17 protein-coding genes are annotated in these 23,301 nt (G+C 45.4%); 11 read left to right on the top strand and 6 right to left on the bottom strand.

Annotation, left to right across the window (positions count from 1 at the left end):
• Together QUB12_RS32110 and QUB12_RS32105 are read left to right on the top strand one after the other, a co-directional pair.
• The coding region (locus QUB12_RS32110) for a hypothetical protein (protein ID WP_333310283.1) at positions 1–435 on the top strand (435 nt) is incomplete at its 5' end.
• 100 nt (positions 436–535) lie between these two features.
• The gene (locus QUB12_RS32105) at positions 536–736 is read left to right on the top strand and encodes a hypothetical protein (RefSeq protein ID WP_333310280.1); all 201 of its coding nucleotides are present in this window, start codon (positions 536–538) and stop codon (positions 734–736) included.
• Here QUB12_RS32105 and QUB12_RS32100 read toward each other — a convergent pair.
• The 4 genes from QUB12_RS32100 to QUB12_RS32085 form a co-directional block, all read right to left on the bottom strand.
• On the bottom strand, positions 733–975 hold the full coding sequence (locus QUB12_RS32100; RefSeq protein WP_333310278.1) for a hypothetical protein: 243 nt from the start codon (positions 973–975) through the stop codon (positions 733–735). The two genes, QUB12_RS32105 and QUB12_RS32100, sit on opposite strands and share 4 nt — an antisense overlap.
• Before the next feature lie 93 nt (positions 976–1,068).
• Positions 1,069–1,275, bottom strand: a complete 207-nt coding sequence (locus QUB12_RS32095) for a hypothetical protein (protein WP_333310276.1) — start codon at positions 1,273–1,275, stop codon at positions 1,069–1,071.
• Between the two features lie 83 nt (positions 1,276–1,358).
• Positions 1,359–2,264 (bottom strand): hypothetical protein, encoded by a 906-nt coding sequence (locus tag QUB12_RS32090; protein WP_333310274.1) that lies wholly within the window; start codon positions 2,262–2,264, stop codon positions 1,359–1,361.
• Between the two features lie 664 nt (positions 2,265–2,928).
• Positions 2,929–3,117, bottom strand: a complete 189-nt coding sequence (locus QUB12_RS32085) for a hypothetical protein (protein WP_333310272.1) — start codon at positions 3,115–3,117, stop codon at positions 2,929–2,931.
• Positions 3,118–3,794: 677 nt separating this feature from the next.
• On the opposite strand from QUB12_RS32085, the gene QUB12_RS32080 reads away from it, so the two are divergent.
• The 3 genes from QUB12_RS32080 to QUB12_RS32070 all read left to right on the top strand — a co-directional run bounded on the left by QUB12_RS32080 (position 3,795) and on the right by QUB12_RS32070 (position 8,619).
• Positions 3,795–4,784: a tyrosine-type recombinase/integrase gene (locus tag QUB12_RS32080; protein ID WP_333310270.1), complete on the top strand. Its 990-nt coding sequence runs from the start codon at positions 3,795–3,797 to the stop codon at positions 4,782–4,784.
• Between the two features lie 188 nt (positions 4,785–4,972).
• Positions 4,973–5,221: a hypothetical protein gene (locus QUB12_RS32075; RefSeq protein WP_333310268.1), complete on the top strand. Its 249-nt coding sequence runs from the start codon at positions 4,973–4,975 to the stop codon at positions 5,219–5,221.
• Between the two features lie 1,238 nt (positions 5,222–6,459).
• The gene (locus QUB12_RS32070) at positions 6,460–8,619 is read left to right on the top strand and encodes a transporter substrate-binding domain-containing protein (RefSeq protein ID WP_333310266.1); all 2,160 of its coding nucleotides are present in this window, start codon (positions 6,460–6,462) and stop codon (positions 8,617–8,619) included.
• Here the strand turns inward: QUB12_RS32070 and QUB12_RS32065 are convergent.
• Together QUB12_RS32065 and QUB12_RS37695 are read right to left on the bottom strand one after the other, a co-directional pair.
• On the bottom strand, positions 8,594–9,139 hold the full coding sequence (locus QUB12_RS32065) for a transposase (RefSeq protein WP_333310264.1): 546 nt from the start codon (positions 9,137–9,139) through the stop codon (positions 8,594–8,596). The genes QUB12_RS32070 and QUB12_RS32065 overlap by 26 nt on opposite strands.
• Positions 9,139–9,447 (bottom strand): transposase, encoded by a 309-nt coding sequence (locus QUB12_RS37695; RefSeq protein WP_445300687.1) that lies wholly within the window; start codon positions 9,445–9,447, stop codon positions 9,139–9,141. The genes QUB12_RS32065 and QUB12_RS37695 overlap by 1 nt, the downstream gene beginning before the upstream one ends.
• 443 nt (positions 9,448–9,890) lie before the next feature.
• Here QUB12_RS37695 and QUB12_RS32060 point away from each other — a divergent pair, with 443 nt between their 5' ends.
• From QUB12_RS32060 to QUB12_RS32035, 6 genes are all read left to right on the top strand, one after another.
• Positions 9,891–10,775 carry a hypothetical protein gene (locus QUB12_RS32060; RefSeq protein WP_333310262.1) on the top strand — a complete coding sequence of 295 codons (885 nt, stop codon included), beginning with the start codon at positions 9,891–9,893 and terminating at the stop codon, positions 10,773–10,775.
• A gap of 63 nt (positions 10,776–10,838) precedes the next feature.
• Positions 10,839–11,450, top strand: a complete 612-nt coding sequence (locus tag QUB12_RS32055) for a hypothetical protein (RefSeq protein WP_333310260.1) — start codon at positions 10,839–10,841, stop codon at positions 11,448–11,450.
• A gap of 598 nt (positions 11,451–12,048) precedes the next feature.
• Entirely contained in the window at positions 12,049–14,142 is a 2,094-nt protein-coding gene (locus tag QUB12_RS32050; RefSeq protein WP_333310258.1) for an AMP-binding protein, read from the top strand.
• 1 nt (position 14,143) lies between these two features.
• A complete protein-coding gene (locus QUB12_RS32045) occupies positions 14,144–17,569 on the top strand; it encodes an amino acid adenylation domain-containing protein (RefSeq protein ID WP_333310256.1) in 3,426 nt (1,141 codons plus the stop codon).
• Positions 17,569–22,533 carry an amino acid adenylation domain-containing protein gene (locus tag QUB12_RS32040; RefSeq protein ID WP_333310254.1) on the top strand — a complete coding sequence of 1,655 codons (4,965 nt, stop codon included), beginning with the start codon at positions 17,569–17,571 and terminating at the stop codon, positions 22,531–22,533. The genes QUB12_RS32045 and QUB12_RS32040 overlap by 1 nt, the downstream gene beginning before the upstream one ends.
• A gap of 26 nt (positions 22,534–22,559) precedes the next feature.
• Positions 22,560–23,252 (top strand): MFS transporter, encoded by a 693-nt coding sequence (locus QUB12_RS32035; RefSeq protein ID WP_333310252.1) that lies wholly within the window; start codon positions 22,560–22,562, stop codon positions 23,250–23,252.
• Positions 23,253–23,301 lie beyond the last annotated feature (49 nt).

Here is a 23,301-nt window from a genome sequence, read left to right as displayed (position 1 = left end):
ACCTTCCTAATCTCTGTCCGTCCGACTTGGGCTTCTGCCTTTTTCCTTGACCGCGACCCGAAAACAATCGAACTCAGGAAAGGCAACTTCGGAGCATCCCTAAAACCGGGTGATAATATTGCAATTTACGCCACGATGCCAGTTGCTGAACTGCTAGGAATTGTCCGGGTTCTGAAGCGTGAATTATTGTCGATCGATCGACTGTGGCAGACATCGGATCAAGGGCGACTGGCAAGGGTATCGCGCCAACAGTTCGAGACTTATTACACCAACCAGGAATCGGGTGTTGGTGTTTGGGTTAGCGCTGCCGAACTCTTCCCCAGTCCGATCGCACTTTGCCAACTTCGGCAGAACTGGGGCGATCGTTGGCAGCCACCGCAGCAGATTGTCCAGCTATCCCATAAACAGATGGCAGCAGTTGGTATCCCCCACTGAACATCGATCGCTGAACATCGATAACCTAACCGAGCGCTACTGTGTTAGAGACGATTTAACAACGTAGCGCCAGCCAACTAATCACCCACAGGACAACACAATGCTGCAAAACTCTCAACTAAGAAAAGACATCGCCGCGCTGTACGAAATGAAAAAACGATTAACGAAAACAGCAGAACCCGACGGCGATGTGCCCACCGAATTCGAGCTCGAAGCGCTGAAGGCCGAGGCTGCCATTGACAAGGCTATTAAAGCTTTGGAGGCCCTAGACGATCTAATTGACGACCCCGCACGAAACTAACCCTGATTACCCAATAACCTATGAACTCGATCGAGACAATCTTCTTTTACCGCAGTTTCCTTTGCTGGTGCGATCAGCAAGGGTGCTGGAAAATTCAGTGCTTGGACTACCATTACATCTACTCCGGGAAAGGTGGCAAGGAAGCAGCTAAGGCACAAGTCGAGTATTTCTTGAATGTGCGGCACGGCAAACAATCCTAGCCCGCTATACTGCGGGTATGGGGCAAAAGGTGAAACCAATTGCCAATTACCAATTACTAATACCCTTCATAAAAAAAGCCCTCGGCATTATGCTGGGGGCTCTTTGTTTGGGGTGCGATCGGGCGATCGAAATTACAGCCGCCCCGACCTAAAGGCCTCTGCCCTATCTTCATCCCGCTTGCGCTCGTACCACTCCTTCGCAACTTCATCAGCGTAAGCTCTCAGCTCTTTTTCAAGCCCTTCCCAGTCGATATTGTCTTTTTCGGGCGGGTTATTGATGCCGAGCATAAACCAGTAGTATTGCTCTTTCAAGCTATCAGCGCTATCTATGCTTGGCATATCGGGGCCATCTTCCTCACGCCCGCCGACCACGCAGACACTGGCCAATTTGTGATTCTTTTTCTTCCTTAAATCGCTCAAAGTCAGTCTGGCTCATTACTACCTTCCTCAAGAATTTCTAAGATTTTCTCAACATCTGCGAGCGTTGCGGTTGATTTTTTGCGCTGCGCTTTTAACCGGTTAAGTAGGTCGGCCGCTTCTGGTAAATCTTGGCTGGCAGTCGCTGGATTCTGTTCCAGGTCGGCGAGTTGCGATCGGAGTTCGCCAATTTCCAACCTTAATCGGCTTTCTGCGGGGTTGGGCTTGAGACTATATCCCCGCTCCAATTCCCGAATCTTGTCTCCCTGTTTGAGAATGGTTGCCTTTGCGTCTGCCAGCTCACATCTGGCATCGCTAAGCTGCTGTTGCCATTGGGCTTTCTCCATCTCGATCGCCCTTCCTTCGCGGTGTACTTCTGCCGCCGCGAATGCCGCTTCTTTCTTGAGTTGGGCGAGTTCTTCCCGATCGGCTGCCAGTGTTGCCAGTTGCGCTTGCAGTTCTGCGAGTTGGGCCTCGACTTGCTGGTGATCGGCGCAGGCTTTGTCGCGTTCGGCTTCGAGTACCCTGCAATCGCCGCGAACCTCATTCAATTCTTGCTCTATCCAACCTACATCAGCCTGCAATTCAAGCCTGAGCGATTCATCGTTGCCCTCGCGAGCGGCACTCAATTTTCCCAGCCGTTCCTCAAAGCTGGCTAACTTCTCTGCTAGCAACTTGTCTAGCAAGGGGGCGATGGTTGATTCTAAATCCCCACCTGTCGGCGCTGCACTAGCAGGTTTCATCCCCGTCGCTGACTCCAGCAACCCCACAACCCAAGAATTGACGCTTAAGCCGTTGGTTTCGGCGGTGGCCTTGATAGCTTCTAGCAAGTCTTCCCGTCCGTCCAGTCTCAAGTTGAGTTGAAGCCTTTTATTTGTAGGGGTTTCGGGCTTATTAGTTTTGCTCGTCATAGTCTTGTCTAGTAATAAACTAGCCACAGTCTAGCATAATGCTATTTAATTGTCTAGTATTACGCTAGCTTAAAATTAGCGCCTCTAGCTTTTTGTCTAGTGCCTTAATCGAGCTTTTGTCTAGTGTGTATGCTATAAAATACTAGACATTAAATGCTCAATATACTAGACATTATGCTAGTACACAAATAGCTTTTTATCTAGCATCTTAATCGAGCTTTGTGTCTAGTGTCTATGCTCTAACAAATACTAGACATTATGCTAGTATTTGTTAGAGCGAAACGGAAACGACACAAACCGCTCGCTACATACGCTCCACAACCAGCACACACAACCAAAGGACGAAGAACAATGACTCTGTTAGCCAACAAGTTCGTTCAAATCACCTCAAAAATCGACGCCACGAATGCCCAAATCGCAGCGCTACAAGCCAAGCGAGCGCGAGCTCCAAGACTATCAGCAACAGTTGCCTGACCCCTACCGAACCCTCCCATCGCTAGCGGTATCTAGTAGATTAGCTAGACAAAATTTTAGCATAAACTCACGATCAATACTAGACACAAAAACTAGCTTAATTACTAAATGTCTACTAGGCATAGTGCTAGTATTTATCTAGTACAAACAAAACCACTGCCCGAAAAAACTCCGACCGCCCCAGAACCGATCACCACACCGACACTACCGCGCCAACTACCCCAGCACGGCGCCGGCCGATCGCGCCAACAACGCCGGACATCGAGGGACGGCTTAATAAACTTTCGATCCAATCAATCCGCAAGCTGGCATCGGCTCCGGGAACCGACACAAAAGGGACGCGAGCAGCAATCGCAGCGAGGTTAAAGGCAATCGTCACAGAGTCCGATCTCCGGGACGCTAGCTAACAGTTGCCCGCCCCCAGCGATGGGAGGGTTCGCTAGCGGTATCTAGTACATAAGCTAGACAGAAATACTAGCATTGACTCACGATCAATACTAGACACAAAAACTAGCTTTATTACTAAAAAATTACTAGACATAATGCTAGTATTCATCTAGTACAAACAAAACCACCGCCCCAGAACCGATCGCCACACCGACGCTACCGCACCAACTACGGAGAGTGCTTACGGCGCCGGCCGATCTCCGCCTTGAAACTAATGCTCTCGTTAGTCTCGGTAAAGCGCATCACTTCTGATGTGCCAGTCTGCAACGTGCGTCCGGGCGAACTAGAAATTGCAGGGACGCTCGCGTCTGGCGCTCGGCAGCTTCGTAACTCAAGGGCGTGAAGAGAGCTCTCTTTCTCGACGGATTCTCTCGTCGAGAGCGGTCACTTTCAATCACGCGGCGGAGCGGGCACATCGACTCAATCCGAAAGCCTGCGAAACGATTCCTTTGCTAAGTCCTGGAAGCGGAAAATCAAACTATGGCCGAGCGCCCAACTTAAGATACTAAAACACAGAGCGGCTTAGACACCACAGCCCCGTCCAAAATGGACGGAACCTATTTTTACCCCCATGCCATCGTAAATTACTCTTATCAATAGCAAAAAATCATGAAAGCAGAACTGTCGATTGCCCGCCTGGAAGCTTCTCTCGATGCCAAAATTGAGAGATATTTCGATACTCTAGATACCGATCCTGACGTGCTCAAACAATTACTCGCCGAGAAGCGCTCCGAAAATACCCGCCGCGCCTATGAACGCGATGTCAATGACTTTTTAGTAACTATGACGGGGACGCCCGCCGTGCCTGATAACGTTTTGGAGTTTTTGCATCTTGAGGAACGTCAAGCGGTGTCGGTGGTGTTGAAGTACAAAGCTAAGCTGATCGACAAGGGACTCAAGGAAGCGACTGTTAATCGGCGGCTGGCGGCTGTCAAGTCGTTGGTGGAAATGGGCCGTAAGCTCGGTGCGTGCCATTACAGTTTGGAGGATATCAAGGGGGAGAAAATTGTCGGCTACCGAGATACAACCGGGGTTGATACCAAGACTTTTGAGCGGATTTTGGGAACGTGCGATCTGGCAACGAAAGCTGGGAAGCGTGATTATGCTTTGTTGCGCTTGCTGTGGGGTAATGCTTTGCGTCGCAACGAAATCAGTCAGTTGAGTGTTTGTGACTTTGACCCGGCCGGTAAGACTTTGCGAATTCTTGGCAAGGGACGCGGTACGCAAGCTGAGACGATCGATTTGGGTTCTGCGACAGTGCAGGCGATCGCCGATTGGTTGGAGGAAAGAGGAAGTTGCTCGCACGATAGCCCGCTTTTTATAGCACTTGACTCCGCTCACAGCGGGCACAGACTTAGTGGCGATGGTATCTGCAAGATGGTTGTCCGCCACAGCGAAAAAGCTGGTATTAAAAAACAGATGTCCCCTCACCGCATCAGGCACAGCGCTATCACAGCGGCACTGGACGCAACAGACGGGGATGTGCGGAAAGTTCAGAAACTCAGCAGGCACAGGAATTTAAACACGCTCATGATATATGACGACAACCGGGGGCGCGACCAACAGGACGTTACCGAAATGCTTGACTCTATGTTTTGAATGTTTTTATAGCGTTGCCTCAGTAATTCGTTAATTAGGGGCGTGTTTTTGCCTGCCATCAAATCTCTAATTTTGTGGCGATGACGCTGTAACGCCTAGCCGTGAGAAGGAATTAGAGTTTACAAATTGGGTGTTGTTGGGCTGGGATTCATTCAAGTGGTATCGACGTACAATCGGCAGCAGATGCGGTGAAAATTATTAAACAAGCTATGGAGGTGAGGCAAGGCCCGCCCCAAGCAGTGATGTTCCTCAGTCGTGCAGTAAAGGGAACGAAGCTCAAAGCTGAAGCTATAGAGTTGTTGGGAAAACTTGCACCCACCACCAAAGTTTGGCTGTTCGATGAAAGCCTGACCGAGGAGCAAATCCAGGATATCCTCATGTTCGGGCGCACAGCATCGAGCTTGTGGGAACCGGAAGATTTTGGTCTTTCACCTTGATCGTTTTTGTCAAAAAGTAGTACCTAACGGGACTTAGATAAAAAATGGTATAAATGGCTGAAAGCCTTGTTTAGTATAGTTTTTACCTCAAAAATACTTAAATCTTTGATAGGTAAAGGTTTCAGGTTATTTTACCCCCTTTGACGTATTTTCCTTGTCTAGCAAGGGTTTTAACCCTATTAACTGTGAAAATTTGTTTAAGTCCCGCTATCGAAAGGAAAAGTTAGGAAGTTAAAGAAATTAGGCTACTGAGAGACAAGTTGTGATATAAGCGTGCAACTATTTTTTTGTCGATATTAACCTAAGCTGAGCTCGATAGATTATGCAAGATCCGACTTTTCCGACTTTACGATCCGACTTTTCCGACTTACAAAGGCAGAGCAGAGGAAATATTATAGAGATAAGATGCGTCTCAAAAGCTGTGGAAGCAATTAATAGACTTTCATAGCTTTTGAACGATACAGTTATAATCAGGGTTTAACGCTACAAAAGGCACTTCTACTTAATTACTGACATATTGTTCTGAGTGTGCGCGATGATCGCACCTATCAGTAAAATTACGGCTATTTTTTAGCTCGTGATTTACAGAATAGTGCGTACATCATTGTTAGATCAGTAAATCCCCTGTGGACGAATGATATAAGGATGTATAAATTGTTTCAAGAACTATTTGCTCTCGAAGTGAATGTAAATGGGGGCATTTCTTCTCAACCTTTTTCTACGTTACTCACGTCCAAACAACGAAATGTTGAATTTTTACCTTCCATGACATTTTCTTTACACAAATTTTATTGATGTCCCTTGACAAGCATCTATCCAAAGAATTATCTTAAATATATCTAGAGATAGATGACAAATAAATAAGCTGAGGAGTAAAGCTTGCCAAAAGATTAAATTGAATCTACAGGGGGTAGTGGCTCGAAAAATCCGAGTATTACTGCTGCCAAGGCCTTCAAAAGCGGACGTATGGGTGCAATAGCAGCCTCCGGCAAGAAATCTCGTGCCGAGCCAACTTTTTGAAAGGTGCTGAAAGATTGGGAGGACAGTGGGTGCAGTTGACTGTCTTCTAAGTCAAAGCGAGCGCTCGGTTAACACAACAGCAATAGCATAATTCACCTATTGCTTAACAAAACCATCCAACAATAGCAGCGTACCGGAATAGGCTGCGGTTGGAGCAGAAATAAGAATTGATCGGAACCCCTGCCAATTGAGCACACAAATTATCGGATTACAGGAGTATGACCATTCTTAACTACAACGAAAGCACCTACCTGCAAGAAAATCCCGACGTGGCACAAGCCGTAGCTTCAGGCATTATTCCCAACGGCTTCGAGCATTGGGTAAAGTTTGGTTTTATTGAAAAAAGAACGCCACAAATTTCCTTCAACGAGCAATTTTATCTAGATGCTAACCCCCAGGTAGCAGCAGCAGTTGCCAACGGTAGTTTCTCAAGCGGATTTGAACATTATGCGCGGTTTGGAGCGGCTGAAGGTCGATCGCCCGTTGCCACTATAACACCCACAGGATCTCAACTTCAAGAAATCTTAAAACGCGGGTTTGTGCGGGTTGCAGTTAACGAAGATGCACTCGGATTTAGCAACCGAGAAGCCGACGGTTCATTTAGTGGGATTGGCATTGATTTTAGTCGCGCCATTGCCACTGCTTTGTTTGGGAACCCGAATGCAGTAGAATTCGTAGTCGTCAAAGCCGGTGAAGACTTTAATAGTGTTGCCAGTGGCGCAGTGGATATCGCCGCCACTTTGCCCACTCAATCTGTGCTCCGCGATGCCAGTTTAGGAGTAGATTATTCACCTACGGTTTTCTTCGACACTCAAGCAGTATTGGTGCGTGGTAATAGTGGAATTAGTTCTGTTAAGCAGTTATCAGGAACAACCATCGGCGTATTAGCAGGAACGCGCTCTGGGCAAAATTTAATAGATGCCGCCAAACGTGCCGGAATCGCCCTCAACATCCAAACTTTCCCCTCACAAGATGCTCTGTTTGGCGCTTACGATGCGGGGCAATTGGGGGCAGTTTCGATTAATCGCGGGGTGCTGAGCAATCGCATTCCCACATTATCCAATCCGGGAAATCAAGTTATCCTGGATGAAGCCATTTCTAAAGAGCCTTTAGCACTCATCGTGCCGGAAAATCAGTCTGAATGGGCTGATGTGGTGCGCTGGACGGTCAACGCTCCCATCCAAGCCGAATTCTTTGGCATCAACTCCCAGAATGTGAATGAATTTCTTGATGGAAATTCCGCCAGTAAGCGCTTCTTAGGCGTGGAAGGGAATTTAGGAGAATCTTTGGGACTCAAAAATGATTTTGCGTTGAAAGTTATCCAACAAATTGGTAATTACGAAGAGATTTACAATCGCAATTTCAATCCCGAAGTGCTGCCGCGCCAGCTCAATGAACTAATGTTTGTCGAGCCTGGGGGACTGCTTTATTATCCACCCTTTTCGGGGACTGACGAATTAACTGTACCCTTGGTAAATAACGACAACCGCAACGTTTTACAGGAAGTTTTAGACCGGGGGTTCGTGCGCGTTGGGGTGAGAAATGATGCACCTGGACTCGGTTTTGCTGACCCCAACGGCAATTTAACCGGATTTGATGTCGATTTGGGTCGGGGATTAGCAGCTTCCCTATTTGGCAACCCCAATGCAGTGGAATTCGTGATTCAGAAAACGGGGGCTCAGCGCTTCAGCGATGTCGCCAATGGCATTGTTGATGTAACTAGCCGCAATGCCACCCTCAACCTCAAGCGGGATGCTTTGCTGGGGGTAGATTTTGCCCCCATTAATACTTACGATGCTCAATTTGTGGTAACACCAACCGCCAGCGGAATTACCTCTTTTGAACAGCTTGCAGGTCGCCGAATTGGCGTGACTGCAAATACCACTTCTGAGGCAACTCTGCGAGAAAAGTTGAGTGCTTCGGGCATTAATGCGGAAATCGTAGCCTTAGATAGCTTCCCGACCCTATTTGATAGTTATATCAAGGGCGAATTGGATGCGATCACCGGCGATGGAGGTCTGATTGTCTCTCGTCTTCTCACCTTACCCCCAGACCAGCGAGACCAGCATCAGCCGTTTCCAGAAGTTTTGGGAGAGGAGCCTTTAGCAATGGTGGTGGACGAGAATCAATCCCAGTGGAAGGATGTGGTTTCTGGAGTTACTTATTCTCTTTATGAAGCGTTAGAACTGGGTTTAACTTCTGAAAATGTGCGCCAGGAAATCAATAGCTCAGATCCAGTTGTCCGCCGCTTTTTGGGAGTGGAAGGAAATGTGGGTGAAAGTCTGGGTTTGTCGAATAATTTTGCTTTGAATGCGATTTCCGCAGTGGGGAACTATAGAACCCATTTGACATCTAAGAAGAGGGTGCAAGCCTTCTAATCATCAGCCTAATAAAACAAAGGTTGAGCTTGGCAGTCGCCCCTGCCAAACTTCTCTCAAAGTTCTTCACCAAAATTTTACATCTTTCCATCCAAGCATTTGACCGTTCAATGACCCACCTTGCTTTAACTGGGACAAATCCTGATTTTCCTTGAGCTTTTTTTTCGGCTTTTGATGGCTTTTCTGAAAGTTCAAACTTGATTTTTGTCATAATTTCTGGATAAATTTTTTCTAACTCTTTTGTGAGATGTTCGGGATGATAACCATTGTCTAGTAAGAGTGTAATTTTCGGAATATTTAGAGGTTTGGACTTAAAATAATCGATGTTTAAAGTCAAAATTTCAATCAAACCAGCATCATCTGATACACTAGCTTTCGTGCAGTGGGTAAAGAAGGGAAACCCAAGTGTATCAACGGCTAGGTGTCTTTTTATACCATTTGTAGACTTGTAGAAACAAAACCCTTTTGACTCAATACTAGCATTACAAGTATTTTTTACGGCTTGTGAGTCTATAATCATCAATGTAGTCCATTTGGCTTTTTTTTTAGCTGTACACGCACTTGCTCATGTAACACCCTCATCAGCTCTTCTATGACTCCCTGTGTTCGCCACTGCTTGTAATGCCAATATACAGTGGAATAGGGTGGCAAGTCTTTGGGTAAGTCTTGCCAATTGCAGCCATTTTTTAGTTGATAGAAAATTCCATCTAAGATTTCTCTTTTTGTCCAGTTACATGGTCTAGTTCGGTTCTTTTTGGGCAATACCTCATGTAGTATGGGTTCAATTGTTTCCCATTCTGAATCCGTTAGACTGCTATAATAAGGCATGGCTGCTACTGGATAATGCTTTTACGGTCACGCTACCACAAGACCGTAAAAGATGTCAAATGGGTTCTATAATGCCTTATTTATTTGTCTATGGCCAACGCACTGTGTCAAAAAGCAGGAGTTAAGAGCGCAACAATTCGCGCAATCAAGTAGAAATGGAGCGAAAAAGTAAGAAAGAATTGAAGTACAAAATGTAAATTTACAGGCTGAGATCGTAATAAATACTCTGACGGAGATTTCAGCCTGTTTCTTCTCCCCTCATCTCAGTTTAACATTTCTTTAGAAACTTCCTCATGTGCATATCTTCGGCTTTTTTAGCTTTTATTCACTGAGATCCTCTAAATTCTGTGTCGGAAATGACAATAAAACAAAATGTATAATAAAAGCATCAATAAAAAAGAGTTAAGTTTTTTTTTATCCCAGTATTTTGGGTAATTAGCCTTATGTATACGCTCAACACAGGAGCACAATCAAACGTCTTTCCAGATGTAAATATAAAAGTTTACAATGATACAAATATAATGGAAAACATAATAATTTTTGTACAAGAAGACGAACTCAATCTAATGTTTAAAAAGATTTTTCCTGTTGCTTGGCAGGTATTTCCATTACCAGGAAAGACTGAAGGCGTGGAGAGATGGGGAAACACCATTTATCCCGGTCGTCAGCAAATCGGAGTTACTCGTAACCTTGAAAGTAATGCCATCTTTTTTATAAATGCAGTAGTTGTTGAACTCACTAAAGCATATTTTGACAATATAAATTTACAAGAAAAAATTAATGATAAAATAAAAAAAATAGCCCCGTCAATTAATCAAAAAATCGTCGATAAAAAAGAGTTTTTAAGCCACGTTCAAGCAACCATAGACCGTGATGAGAACGCAATAAAACAGGGAACGAATAATATTAATACATCTTCAGGAAACATAAATATAAGAATCGAGGCCACGGAAGGAGATCGAATCGATTATAGAGTGGATGACAGTGGTGGGCAACATCTAACTCTACTCGATTCGCCCAAGGCTGACGGCATAATTTATTGTCAAAATAACACGGAGTCTTTAGTAGCAATTGATTATTATAAAAACGAAGCAAAAGTTGTTACATGGCCAGCCGTTGCCAATGGAGACGAAGCAAAGTTTAAACTCAGGCGAAAACTTTTCTTTACATATGACAGTAACATCGGGCAAGGAGCGACAATCAAGGAAAAAATTACCAATCAAGTTCAATCAGTCGATTTAATGGGATATACAACAGTTGAAGCCAAACTAACATACGACCACAACGCTGGTGGGCAAAAAAAAATTTGGGTTATAACGGCCCGATAACCCCAACGACCGCAAACAATAGCGATCGCATCTAGTTCGGCAATAAATAAAAGAGGATGGAGCATGAGAGCGCAGCAATTCCTTGAAAACCTAAACAAGTTTTACAACCCTGGGAGGGCGGCCAGACTGGCGGAGAACAACCAATACATCCGAGGCGGATGGGAGGTATGGCTCCAGGTGGAAATCGCCCAAGCCTACGCCATAAATTACCCGGGGCAGACATGCGAAAGGGAAGCCCCATACCCTGGCCTACAAGCCAACCAATGGATAGCATTCAACAAGACTCTGAGCACAGCGAGCGCAGTACAAAACCGAAACCAAGCTGCCAGAAGCGATTTTTTCCTATATCGCCAAGGGATGCTGGCTGCGGCCGACGAAACACACATAGAACTCAAATGCATAAACAACTCCAACCCGAACATAAACGCGCTCACAGACGCCTGGAATCGATTTTACGCTGACATAACGAAGATCCGCGAAATTAAAAGGATCAACGAAACGATAAACGCCATAGCACTCCTGGCCACTTATGGCACATTCTCTCCCCCCCTCCCGGTCATCCCATACGGAGGAAACGCATACGTATGGGACCCCGGAAACAACCAAGTCACAGTCCTAAAGGAAGTGCAACAGAACGGCGATCAGCGTTTTTTTTTGGTAGCTGCTTCACCATAACCTGGCGGCACCTCTACCTTCAATGAAATGAAACAATGAAACACCAATCATGACGAGGAGAAAGCACGACCCCAATAGACATCTCCAAAAATTATCAAAGTCTCTCAGATAAATAAACTCACCCCTCAACACCAACACCCCACTCCTAACACATTTCAACCACCGACAAGCGCATTCCCCAATGCGACGGCGAGTCGCACCTTGCGAGTCAAGCCGGAAAACCCGCCAGGGCAATTACGCCATCCCCAACCCCTGCGGCGCTCACCGATATCCCAAAAAGTCGAACCCCCTCTATCTTTCTTGAAATTGACACAACTTTGAAGAATTAGAGAGCGCGATCACCCCCTAGTTACATATCAAAATACGGGCAGTTAGAAAGCGATCGCCCATCACCTCTCTATCTTTCTTGAAATTGACACAACTTTGAAAAAGTAGCGCGATCGCCCCTAGTTACCTATCAAAATCCCGGCAGCAAGGAAGCGATCTCCTCTTTATCTTTCTTGAAATTGACACAACTTTGAAGAAATAGAGAGTCCGATCGCTCCTCCACCCCTCCATCTTTCTTGAACTTAACCCAACTTTGAAAGTGTCAAAAAATATGCCAGTCCTCAATGATACCATCGCTCTTATGACACCAGAGACACCGGAGACACCAGCATCCTTAGAGGCAAAAAAACTAGCCATCAGTTACGGGGAACCGTGGCAATACCCGGAAGATGCTTCTAAAACTTTAGCAGAGGTACTGCAACGAGCCACTCAACACTCAACTAAAGGTATTATCTACATTCATCCTGATGGAACTGAGAAATTTCAATCTTATCGAGAATTATGGCAGGATGCCCAAAGGATTTTGGCTGGATTGAAAAAGCTAGGACTCAAACCTCAAGATAAGGTAATTTTTCAACTAAAAGACAATCTAGATTTCATTTCTGCTTTTTGGGGCTGTGTGTTGGGGGGCTTTGTACCAGTACCGATATCCATTGCTCCATCCTATGAGGAAGTTAATAGTACCACAAGCAAACTTCAGAATGTTTGGCAGATGTTGAGGAAACCCCTCGTGCTGACAGGTGCTTCTTTAGCTCCTAAAATTCGCGAACTATCAAAATTTTTTAATTTAGAAAAATTTCAAGTTGAAACTATTGATGAGTTGCGCGACTGCGAACCAGATTTGAACTGGTATAACAGCCAGCCGGAAGATTTAGCGATTTTGCTTTTGACTTCTGGAAGTACGGGTACGCCAAAAGCTGTTATGCAGAGCCATACAAGTCTCATCGCACGTTGCATGGGTACTGCTGCTATGAACAGTTTTACCAGTGAGGATACCTCAATAAATTGGTTTCCCCTAGATCATGTTGGGGGAATAATTATGTTTCACCTTCGGGATGTTTATCTAGGCTGTCAGCAAATTCATGCTCCCACAGAATTAGTTTTGCAAAAACCTACAAAATGGTTAGATTGGATTTCTCGCTATCGAGCTACGATTACCTGGGCACCTAATTTTGCCTACGGGCTGCTTAATGAAAAACTAGAAAACCTCCCCACCCAAGCAACCCCCAAATGGGATTTATCTTCGATGCGGTTTATTCTCAATGGAGGGGAAGCTATCACTGCCAAAACCGCTAGAAGATTTTTGCAGTTGCTCACATCCTATCAACTACCTGATACAGCAATCCACCCAGCCTGGGGAATGTCTGAGACATCTTCAGGAGTTACCTATTCGGAAACCTTTTTGTTAAATTTAACCACAGACGAACAAAAATTTGTGGAAGTGGGAGCGCCTATTCCCGGTTTTGCTATACGAATTGTGGATGATAGCAACCAGGTAATTGAAGAAGAAATAATTGGGCGGGTGCAGGTAAAAGGTGCCTCGGTTACTGGTGGTTATTATGAAAATACCCTAGCCAACCAAGAAGCTTTTACTGAAGATGGCTGGTTTAACACGGGAGATTTAGGATTTCTTCGCTCAGGGCGTTTAACAATTACCGGAAGGCAGAAAGATGTAATTATAATCAATGGACTTAACCACTACTGCCACGAAATTGAAGCGGCTGTCGAAGAAGTTGAAGGAGCAGAAGTTTCTTATACAGCCGCTTGTGCGGTAAGACTTGCTGGAAGCAATACTGATAAATTAGCTATCTTTTTCAATCCAAAATTTTGTGATGACGATGCTTTGATGAATCTGCTTAAGGAGATTCGCACTTCCGTAGTCAACAAAGTGGGAGTCAATCCAGATTATTTGATTCCAGTAGATAAAGAAACTATCCCCAAAACTGCCATTGGTAAAATCCAGCGTTCTCAACTTAGTCAGCGATTTCATGCAGGTGAATTTGAACCTATTCTCGAACAAGTGGATATAAGGCGGCAATTGAACCGTCAAAAAGAAGGCGAACTGGTAGCACCTCGTAACGAGGTAGAACAACAAATCGCTCAAATTTGGCAAAAAGTTTTAAACGTACCGCTTATTAGCATCAATGATAATTTTTTTGAATTAGGAGGAAATTCTCTTCTAGCTATCCAACTTATTTCCAGATTGCGAGATGCTTTGTTTATTGAATTGTCTTTACATCGTTTACTTGCTTCTCCTACTGTAGCTGAGTTAAGTTTTAATATTGAGTTACTGCGTTGGGCAGCCGAATCTGAAAGCGCCTTTATTAATAAAACAGAAGAAAAATACGAAGAGGGATATTTGTAAAATGACGGCAGTTGATTTTTTGGCATTACTCAAAAATTTAGGTATCAAAATTTGCCGAGAAGGCAATCAACTTCGCTATCGCGCTCCCAAGGGAGTAATGACATCAAATCTCAAGGAGGAATTGTTAGAGCGAAAAACAAAAATCATTGAGTTCCTAAAAGAGGCTCAAAATACTGTAATCTTAACTCCTCAAAGAATAAAACTTGTTAATAGGAATAACGATTTACCTTTGTCTTTCCCTCAGCAAAGACTTTGGTTTCTCTATCAGTTAGATAATCGAAACCCATTTTATAACGAGAGCTGCCAATTTCGGATTGTTGGAGTGCTGAATGTAGCTGCATTAGAGCAGAGTATCAATGAAATTATTCGCCGCCACGAAGCTTTACGAACTATCTTTACTATGGTTGATGAATTGCCCGTACAGCAAATCATTCTCTCTTTAAATATCAACCTACCAGTTAGAGATTTACAAGGTTTAAAGGAAGCGGAAATTCAACAGATAATTACCCAAAAAGTTCGCCAACCTTTTGATTTAAGCAAGCCCCCTTTGTTGCGATTCAGTCTGCTGCGTCTGGAATCAGAATATCATCTATTAATATTAACCTTGCACCACATTATTATAGATGGCTGGTCAATGGGAATATTGATTGAAGAGTTATCTGCTCTGTATCAAGCCTTTTCTAGTGGTTCTGCAAATCCATTACCAGAGTTGGCTATTCAGTATGGCGATTTTACTGTCTGGCAGCGCCAATGGTTAACTGAGGAATTGCAACAACGGCAGATTGACTATTGGAAGGAACAGTTAACAAATGCACCGCGATTATTAGAATTGCCAACAGATTATCCCCGTCCTTCGATTCAAACTTTTTCTGGAGCTATTAAACATTTTAAAATCAATTTTGATTTAACTGCTAAACTTCAAGAAATTAGTCAGCAATCAAAAACGACTTTTTTTGTCACGTTACTGGCAGCTATAGCGGTATTACTACACCGCTATAGCGGTCAGGATGATATTTGTATTGGCTCGCCTTTTGCCAATCGGAATCGCACGGAAATTGAATCACTAATAGGCTTTTTTGTCAATACTTTGGTGTTGCGGACTCAAATTAAAGAGAACCCGAGCTTTTCAGAGTTTGTCACTCAAGTACAGCAAGTTGTCTTAGATGCCTACGCACACCAGGATGTTCCATTTGACCAAGTAGTAGAAGCTTTACAACCAGAGCGTTCCCTCAGCTACAATCCCTTTTATCAGGTAATGTTCGTATTGGAAAATTTCGCACTAGATACTTTAGAGTTACCTGGTATTAGACTGACTCCAGAGCTAGTGGAACGGGGAACGGCTCAGTGCGATCTAAGCTTGTCACTTTGGCAAACAAAAACGGGCTTGCTAGGCTCGTGGGAATATAATACTGACTTGTTTAAAGCGGATACGATCGCTCGGATGGCGGGACATTACCAGACTTTGCTGGAAGGAATTGTCGCCAATCCCAAACAGAAGATTTTAGAATTGCCCCTGCTGACACCCACAGAAAGACAGCAGCTATTAGTGGAGTGGAACCACTCTTGGGCTGAGTATCCGCAGGATAAGTGTATCCATCAGTTATTTGAAGCGCAAGTGGAACAATCCCCTGATGCTGTAGCAGTGGTATTTGAAGAGGAACAGCTCACCTATCGCGAATTGAATGCAAAAGCGAATCAGTTGGCACACTATTTGCGATCGCTAGGAGTAGGGCCTGAAGTGTTGGTGGGGATATGCGTAGAACGTTCCTTTGAGATGCTTGTCGGAATCTTGGGCATCCTCAAAGCTGGCGGTGCTTACGTTCCCATAGACCCAAACTATCCCTCCGAGCGCTTGGCTTTTATGCTAGAAGACTCGTCAGTCCCAGTGCTACTGATCCAAAAAAAGCTAGAGGAGAAACTTCCTCCACATTCGGCTCGTGTTATCAGCCTAGATTCTGACTGGGAAGAAATTGCTGCTTACAGCGAAGAAAACCCTTGTAGTGGCGTCAAGTCAAATAATGTGGCTTACGTTATCTACACATCTGGCTCTACAGGCAAACCCAAAGGCGTTTTAATCGAACACAGATCACTCGTCAACTACACAACAGTTGCCCGTGCTGAATATGGCATCCAAGAACGCGATCGCATTCTACAATTTTCCTCAATTAGTTTTGATGTTAGTGCCGAAGAAATCTATACCAGCCTGATTTCTGGTGCAATATTGGTCTTGCGTACTGATACGATGCTGGACTCCCTTGAGGGATTTTTACAGAAGTGCAACAATTGGGAAATCACCGTTCTGGCAACTCCCACAGCCTACTGGCACGAACTTACCACCTTCTTGAGTCAAGGAAAAGTTGCCATTCCTCCATCATTGCGCTTAATCATCATTGGTGGAGAAAAAGCATTGCCCGAACGACTGAAAACTTGGCTTGAGTGTGTGGGACAGCAAGTTCGTCTAGTGAATAATTACGGCCCGACCGAAACCACTGTCGGAGCCACAATCTGCGAGCTATCGACAGCCAATACCACATTAAAGGATGTGCCAATCGGTCGTCCCATCGGGAATGTCCAGACCTACATCTTAGATGAGAACTGGCAGCCCGTACCCATAGGCGTTCCGGGTGAGTTGTACATCGGCGGTGCTGGTTTGGCACGGGGATACCTCAACCGTCCTGAGTTGACCACTGAGCGGTTCATACGCAACCCCTTTAGTCACTCTCCCACCGATCACCTTTACAAAACTGGCGATTTGGTTCGTTACCTGAGTGACGGGAATATCGAATATGTGGGTCGGATAGATGACCAAGTGAAAGTTCGCGGTTTTCGCATCGAAATAGGAGAAATCGAGGCAGCACTCAGTCAGCATCCCAACTTGCTCTCTGCCGCAGTTGCGCTTCGAGAAGATATTCCCGGCCAAAAGAGCCTAGTCGCCTACATTGTCCCCGTTCAGGAGTCAGCAGCACCCACTGTTAGCGAACTGCGCGACTTTCTCAAACAGCAGTTGCCCGATTACATGATTCCCAACGCTTTCGTCACCCTACCGGCACTGCCGATAACGCCCAATGGCAAAGTAGATCGTCGGTTGTTGCCAGCACCAGATCTCAATAGTTTGATTCCAACACTAGAGTTTGTCGCTCCTCAGACTCCGACAGAAGAATTAGTAGCATCTATCTGGAAAAAGGTTTTGGGAGTAGAGCAAGCAAGCGTCAACGATAATTTTTTTGAATTGGGCGGGCATTCGTTACTGGCGACTCAAGTCGTTTCCCAATTGAATTCTAGTTTGGGACTGCATCTCCCTCTGTCTAAGTTGTTTGAGTTGCCAACGGTAGCGAGCCTTTCTAGCTATATTGATGCCACCCTTTGGACAAGCAAAAACATCGAAAATATTAATACAAGTGACGAAAGAGAGGAATTTGAACTGTAATGGATATAGTTGAGTTCGTAAATTATCTACGCAAGCTGGATATTAACCTGTTTCTCGAAGGCGATCGCCTGCGGTGCAATGCTCCTCAAGGTGCTATCACCGATGAACTGAAGTCAGAAATGAGCGAAAGGAAAGCGGAGATTATCTCCTTTTTACAACAAGCCAATATTCAAACCACTACCACAGCGATCGCTCCAATATCCAGAACAGAACAAAACAGCTTTCCTCTTTCCTTTGCCCAACGGGGACTGTGGTTCCTCGACCAGTTACAGCCCAACAGTTCCTTTTACAACATCCCCCTGGCGTTTCGTCTGAGCGGTCAGCTTAATATCGCGGCTTTAGAAAGCAGCATCAACGAAATTATCCAGCGACATGAAGCCTTACGCACCAACTTCGCGACGGTAGAAGGTCAACCCGTTCAAGTTATTGCCTCAAGTTTCAATTGTCAGGTACAAGTGGTAAACCTGTTGCACCTGCCTGAAACCGAGCGAAAAACCGAAGCGCAACGATTGGTTACGGTTGAAGCGAATCGACCTTTTAACCTGGAGCGAGAACCTTTATTCCGAGTCACGTTGCTACTGCTAGACCAAACAGAATACGTTTTGCTGTTTACCATCCACCACATTATTTCTGATGGGTGGTCATTGGGCGTATTGCTCAAAGAACTAACAGAACTTTACAAAGGCTTTTGCACTCTTAAGCATCCAGTTTTACCAGAGTTACCAGTACAATATGCCGACTTCGCCCTTTGGCAGCGACAGTGGCTAACTGGAGAAATACTAGAAACCCAACTTCACTACTGGAAGGAACAACTCAAGAACGCTCCGAATTTATTAGAATTGCCCACAGACCGAGCGCGACCGGCTGTTCAAACCTTCCGGGGAGGATATTACTATGCAGCCTTTTCCAAAGAATTGAGCGTGGAACTTGCCACGTTGAGTAAGCGAGCAGGAGTCACTCTGTTTATGACGCTTTTGGCAGCTTTTCAGACATTGCTATACCGATACTCAGGACAAGATGACATCGTAGTAGGGACGCCTGTAGCTGGCCGCAACCGACGGGAACTTGAAAGGCTAATCGGCTTTTTTGTCAATACTTTAGTGCTGCGTACCGACCTCGGCGGCAACCCCAGTTTTGAGCAGTTACTCAATCGAGTTCGGGAAGTGGCACTGCAAGGTTACACGCATCAAGACCTGCCATTCGAGCAGTTAGTAGAAGCACTGCAACCAACACGCAATTTAAGCTACACGCCTCTATTCCAGGTGATGTTTGCTCTTGACGACGGAGGAGTACCTTCTATGGAACTGCTTGATTTAGCAGTAAGCTCGTATTCCGTGGAAAGCGTCACAGCCAAGTTTGATTTGACCCTATCAATGGAGAATACGGCTGATGGATTGGTAGCAGAATGGGAACACAACTCGGATCTTTTTGATGAGACTACCATCGTCCGGATGGCGGAACATTTCCAGACCTTGTTGGAAGGAATCGTCGCCAATTCCAAACAGGCGATTTCAGATTTGCCATTGCTGACACCAGCAGAGCGACAGCAGCTATTAGTAGAGTGGAACAGCACCGCTAAAGACTATCCCCAAGAGAAGTGCATCCATCAGTTGTTTGAAGAACAAGTGGAACGCACACCCGATGCCGTAGCAGTGGTGTTTGAAGAGAAACAACTCACCTATCGAGAGTTGAATGTAAAAGCCAATCAACTGGCAAATTATCTGCGATCGCTGGGCGTGGGGCCAGAAGTGCTGGTAGGGATTTGTGTAGAGCGTTCTCTGGAAATGATAATCGGTTTGTTGGGCATCCTCAAAGCTGGCGGTGCTTACGTTCCGCTTGACCCTGCATATCCGAAAGAGCGGTTAGCTTTCATGGTGGAAGACTCGTCAGTACCCGTTCTGCTTACCCAAGAGAAACTACTGGAGAAACTTCCTGCACACTCAGCGCGTGTTATCTGCTTAGACTCAGACTGGAAAGAAATTGCTTCCCACAGCGAAGAAAACCTGTCAAGCGGAGTAAAGCCAGAAAACTTGGCTTATGTTATCTACACATCAGGGTCTACAGGAAAACCCAAAGGCGTTTTAATCCAACATGAATCGCTAGTCAATTACACAACGGCTGCGAGTGCTGAATATAGAATACAAAAGTGCGGTAGCGAAGCGCTGCTGCGAAGCGCAGATCGTATTTTACAATTCTCCTCTATTAGTTTTGATGTCAGTGCCGAAGAAATCTATACCAGCCTAACTTCTGGTGCAACACTTGTATTGCGTACCGATACGATGCTGGACTCAATTGAAGGATTTTTGCAAAAGTGCAAGAATTGGGAAATCACTGTAATGGCTTTGCCGACAGCCTACTGGAACGAACTGACTGCTTTCTTGACTCAAAAAACGGTGCTATTACCCCCATCATTGCGCTTAATAATCATTGGAGGAGAAAAAGCACTGCCCGAACGACTGAAAACTTGGCTTGAGTGTCTGGAACAGCAAGTTCGTCTGGTAAATAATTACGGTCCGACAGAAACCACTGTGGGAGCAACGATATATGATTTATCGGTAGCGGACACGACATTGAAGGAGTTGCCGATCGGTCGTCCGCTTGGTAATGTCCAGACCTACATCTTAGATGGGAACGGACAGCCTGTACCCATTGGCGTTCCGGGTGAGTTGCACATCGGCGGCGCTGGTTTAGCACGGGGATACCTCAACCGTCCCGATTTGACCGATCAGCGGTTCATCCCCAACCCCTTTAGTGACTTTCCCACTTCTCGCCTGTACAAAACTGGAGATTTGGTTCGCTACCTGAACGACGGCAATATCGAATACTTAGGTCGGATAGATGACCAAGTGAAGATTCGCGGATTCCGCATCGAACTCGGAGAAATTGAGGCTGTACTGGCAAAACATCCGAACGTGCGCTCAGTGACAGTCATTGACCGAGAAGATGCACCTGGAAACAAGCGCCTCGTAGCTTATCTAGTCTCTAACCTTATTCCAGAACGTGTCCCTTATCACAGTGAATGCCAACTAGAACTAGACGGTAAGGCCATCACAATCCACACACAGGATATCTCCACTGGCGGCGTTGGTTTGGTGGGGGTGCCAGCTATCGAGCGAGGTAAAAGCGTCCGCGTGCATATGCAACTACCTGGAGAGAGCGAACCGCACTGGCTTTCTGGGACAGTAGTTTGGTCACGTCCACCACAGGCTGGGATTCGCTTTCATCTTACACCCAGCGAACAGGCTCAAATCGAGCAAAGCGTAGATTATCAGTTGGACACTCAAGACTTGTGGAAAACTTTGCAGCGCACAGTGACTCGCAACCTGCGCGACTACCTGAAACAAAAGCTACCTGATTACATGATACCGAGCGCGTTTGTGCTGATGAAAGCGCTGCCGCTGACACCCAACGGCAAAATAGACCGTCGCGCCTTACCCGCACCAGATAACTTTCACAACGAACAGGAAGACAAATTTGTCGCCCCTGACACCCCGACTGAAGCAAAACTGGCTGCTATCTGGGTTCAAGTTCTGGGATTAGAAAAGGTCGGCATTAATGATAATTTCTTTGAACTAGGAGGACATTCACTGCAAGCAGTTTCACTCGTATCCAAGCTCTCAGTAGAGATGAACCTTAAAGTTTCAGTCAAGCTTCTATTTGAGCATCCCACTATAGCTAAATTAGCCAAAGCCATCGAGCCGCTGTTCACCACTGAGCCATCTGTCAACCTAAAAGAACTTCAAACCGAAGTTGAAAAACCGATGATTGCTTCTTTACCCAAAATCACAGAACCCTCTCCATTTTTTAAACTAGAACAGCGCTCATTGCTATCCTTGTTAGCTGTAGGAAAAATAGCACCAGTTGATTCAGCAGCTCTGGGTTATCTTCCTATTTCCCTACTAAAAGAAACCAAGTTAACTCGCGATGAAGTCCTCCAAAAGTGGTTTGAAAACCTTCCGATGTGGGATGCTGTTATGGAAACTAAATGGGGTCGAATAGCGGGTCTAATCCTCCCTATATTCGAGGATGAACTATACAGCGACCAGCAAACACTCGTACAAATGGTTGTTGAAGCTTTAGAAATGGCAGGGCGAATCGGTGCAAAAACAGTTTCCTTAACGGGTTTAATTCCCTCCGCAACGGATTACGGTTGTGCGATTGCTAAAGCTATTGAGGGACGTAACGACTTACCGAAAATCACTACGGGACACGCTACTACCTGCTCTTCTGTTGTTCTGACTATTAAGAAAATTTTACAGATTAGTAATCGTTCTTTACAGCGAGAGAAAGTCGCTTTCATCGGATTGGGGTCAATTGGAATTAATACCCTGCGCCTGATGTTAAAATGTTTGCCGCATCCTCAATCGATTATAGTGTGCGATATTTACAGTAAACTGGAATCGCTTCAAAACCTTCAACGCGAACTGAGCGGTGATTTAGGATTTCAAGGTTCTGTTCAAATCGCTACCTCTTCATCTTCATCGGAACTCCCACCGGAAATCTACGATGCTACCTTAATTATTGGCGCTACCAACGTCCCGGATATTCTCGACATTGATCGGCTGAAACCAGGCACTCTAATTGTTGATGATTCTGGCCCACACTGTTTTTCCCCAAAACAGGCGATCGAGCGCTTTGAGAAACACAAAGATATTCTGTTTACCGAAGGTGGAGCGCTTCACGCACCTGACCCGATAGAAACGGTCATCTACCTACCAGAATTAATGAAGAAAAACATGGATGAAGATTCATGGTCAAACGAGTTTAAGCCTACCAATCCCCTAAACATTATGGGGTGCGTTATGTCCAGTCTCCTCTCTTCTCGTTTTGACAATATCCAGCCCACTGTAGGATTGCCAAATCTGGAAACTTGCGTGCAGCACTATCAAGGTTTAGAACAATTGGGTTTCCAGGCAGCCGACTTGCATTGTGAAGGCTATGTGTTGGAAGTTGAGCCAAAATAACCGCCAAATAGCAGAAATTAGCCATCATGCGTAGTTTTAAGAATCTCCGCCCCTTTAAAGGTGGAATGGGTGTTTTTTTTCTCGTCTGGTTCGGACAACTGATATCCCTCATCGGATCGGGTCTAACGAGCTTTGCATTGGGAGTCTGGGTGTATCAGCGTACAGGTTCAGTGACCCAATTCTCTCTGATTTTGCTATCGGCTATGCTGCCCAGTATCCTGATTTCCCCGGTAGCAGGTGCCTTAGTTGACCGATGGAACAGACGGTGGTGCATGATTCTATCTGACTTCGGCTCGGGGATAACTACAGTGGCGATCGCCCTATTACTCGCTACCGGAAGCCTTCAAATCTGGCACATCTACCTCGCCGTCAGCCTCAGTTCCGTCTGCAAAGCGTTTCAGTTGCCCGCTTACACTGCTTCGACTTCTTCATTAGTGCCGAAAGAATTTCTCCCTCGTGCTAGTGGTATGGTGAAATCAGCAGAAGCGTGCGCCCAGCTAATTTCACCGCTGTTGGCAGGAGTTTTGCTAGCAACCATACAGCTTCAAGGAATTATTTTAATTGATTTTGCCACCTTCCTTTTTGCTGTAACAACTCTGTTACTCGTTCGCTTTCCTAATGTTGTTAAAACTATTACTGTTTCAGAACATGAAAAAAGTTCACTCTGGCGCGAGGCACTTGAAGGCTGGGCTGTAAGGATTCAGGTCAAAAAAACTTAAGTGGCGGCATCTGGTAAAATAAAGGAATGAAAAAGCCCACAGCCACCAG

Source organism: Microcoleus sp. B7-D4 (assembly GCF_036705125.1).
In the GTDB taxonomy this organism is placed as follows: Bacteria; Cyanobacteriota; Cyanobacteriia; order Cyanobacteriales; family Microcoleaceae; genus Microcoleus.
This window is presented reverse-complemented; position numbering and strand designations above follow the sequence as displayed.

What these genes read in the sequence shown, in the direction of transcription:
- QUB12_RS32090 (WP_333310274.1), bottom strand. Translation starts at nt 2,264, where the DNA reads ATGACGAGCAAAACTAATAAGCCCGAAACCCCTACAAATAAAAGGCTT.
- QUB12_RS32035 (WP_333310252.1), top strand. Translation starts at nt 22,560, where the DNA reads ATGCGTAGTTTTAAGAATCTCCGCCCCTTTAAAGGTGGAATGGGTGTT.
- QUB12_RS32095 (WP_333310276.1), bottom strand. Translation starts at nt 1,275, where the DNA reads ATGCCAAGCATAGATAGCGCTGATAGCTTGAAAGAGCAATACTACTGG.
- QUB12_RS32045 (WP_333310256.1), top strand. Translation starts at nt 14,144, where the DNA reads ATGACGGCAGTTGATTTTTTGGCATTACTCAAAAATTTAGGTATCAAA.
- QUB12_RS32050 (WP_333310258.1), top strand. Translation starts at nt 12,049, where the DNA reads ATGCCAGTCCTCAATGATACCATCGCTCTTATGACACCAGAGACACCG.
- QUB12_RS32080 (WP_333310270.1), top strand. Translation starts at nt 3,795, where the DNA reads ATGAAAGCAGAACTGTCGATTGCCCGCCTGGAAGCTTCTCTCGATGCC.
- QUB12_RS32060 (WP_333310262.1), top strand. Translation starts at nt 9,891, where the DNA reads ATGTATACGCTCAACACAGGAGCACAATCAAACGTCTTTCCAGATGTA.
- QUB12_RS32065 (WP_333310264.1), bottom strand. Translation starts at nt 9,139, where the DNA reads ATGATTATAGACTCACAAGCCGTAAAAAATACTTGTAATGCTAGTATT.
- QUB12_RS37695 (WP_445300687.1), bottom strand. Translation starts at nt 9,447, where the DNA reads ATGCCTTATTATAGCAGTCTAACGGATTCAGAATGGGAAACAATTGAA.
- QUB12_RS32070 (WP_333310266.1), top strand. Translation starts at nt 6,460, where the DNA reads ATGACCATTCTTAACTACAACGAAAGCACCTACCTGCAAGAAAATCCC.
- QUB12_RS32040 (WP_333310254.1), top strand. Translation starts at nt 17,569, where the DNA reads ATGGATATAGTTGAGTTCGTAAATTATCTACGCAAGCTGGATATTAAC.
- QUB12_RS32055 (WP_333310260.1), top strand. Translation starts at nt 10,839, where the DNA reads ATGAGAGCGCAGCAATTCCTTGAAAACCTAAACAAGTTTTACAACCCT.
- QUB12_RS32105 (WP_333310280.1), top strand. Translation starts at nt 536, where the DNA reads ATGCTGCAAAACTCTCAACTAAGAAAAGACATCGCCGCGCTGTACGAA.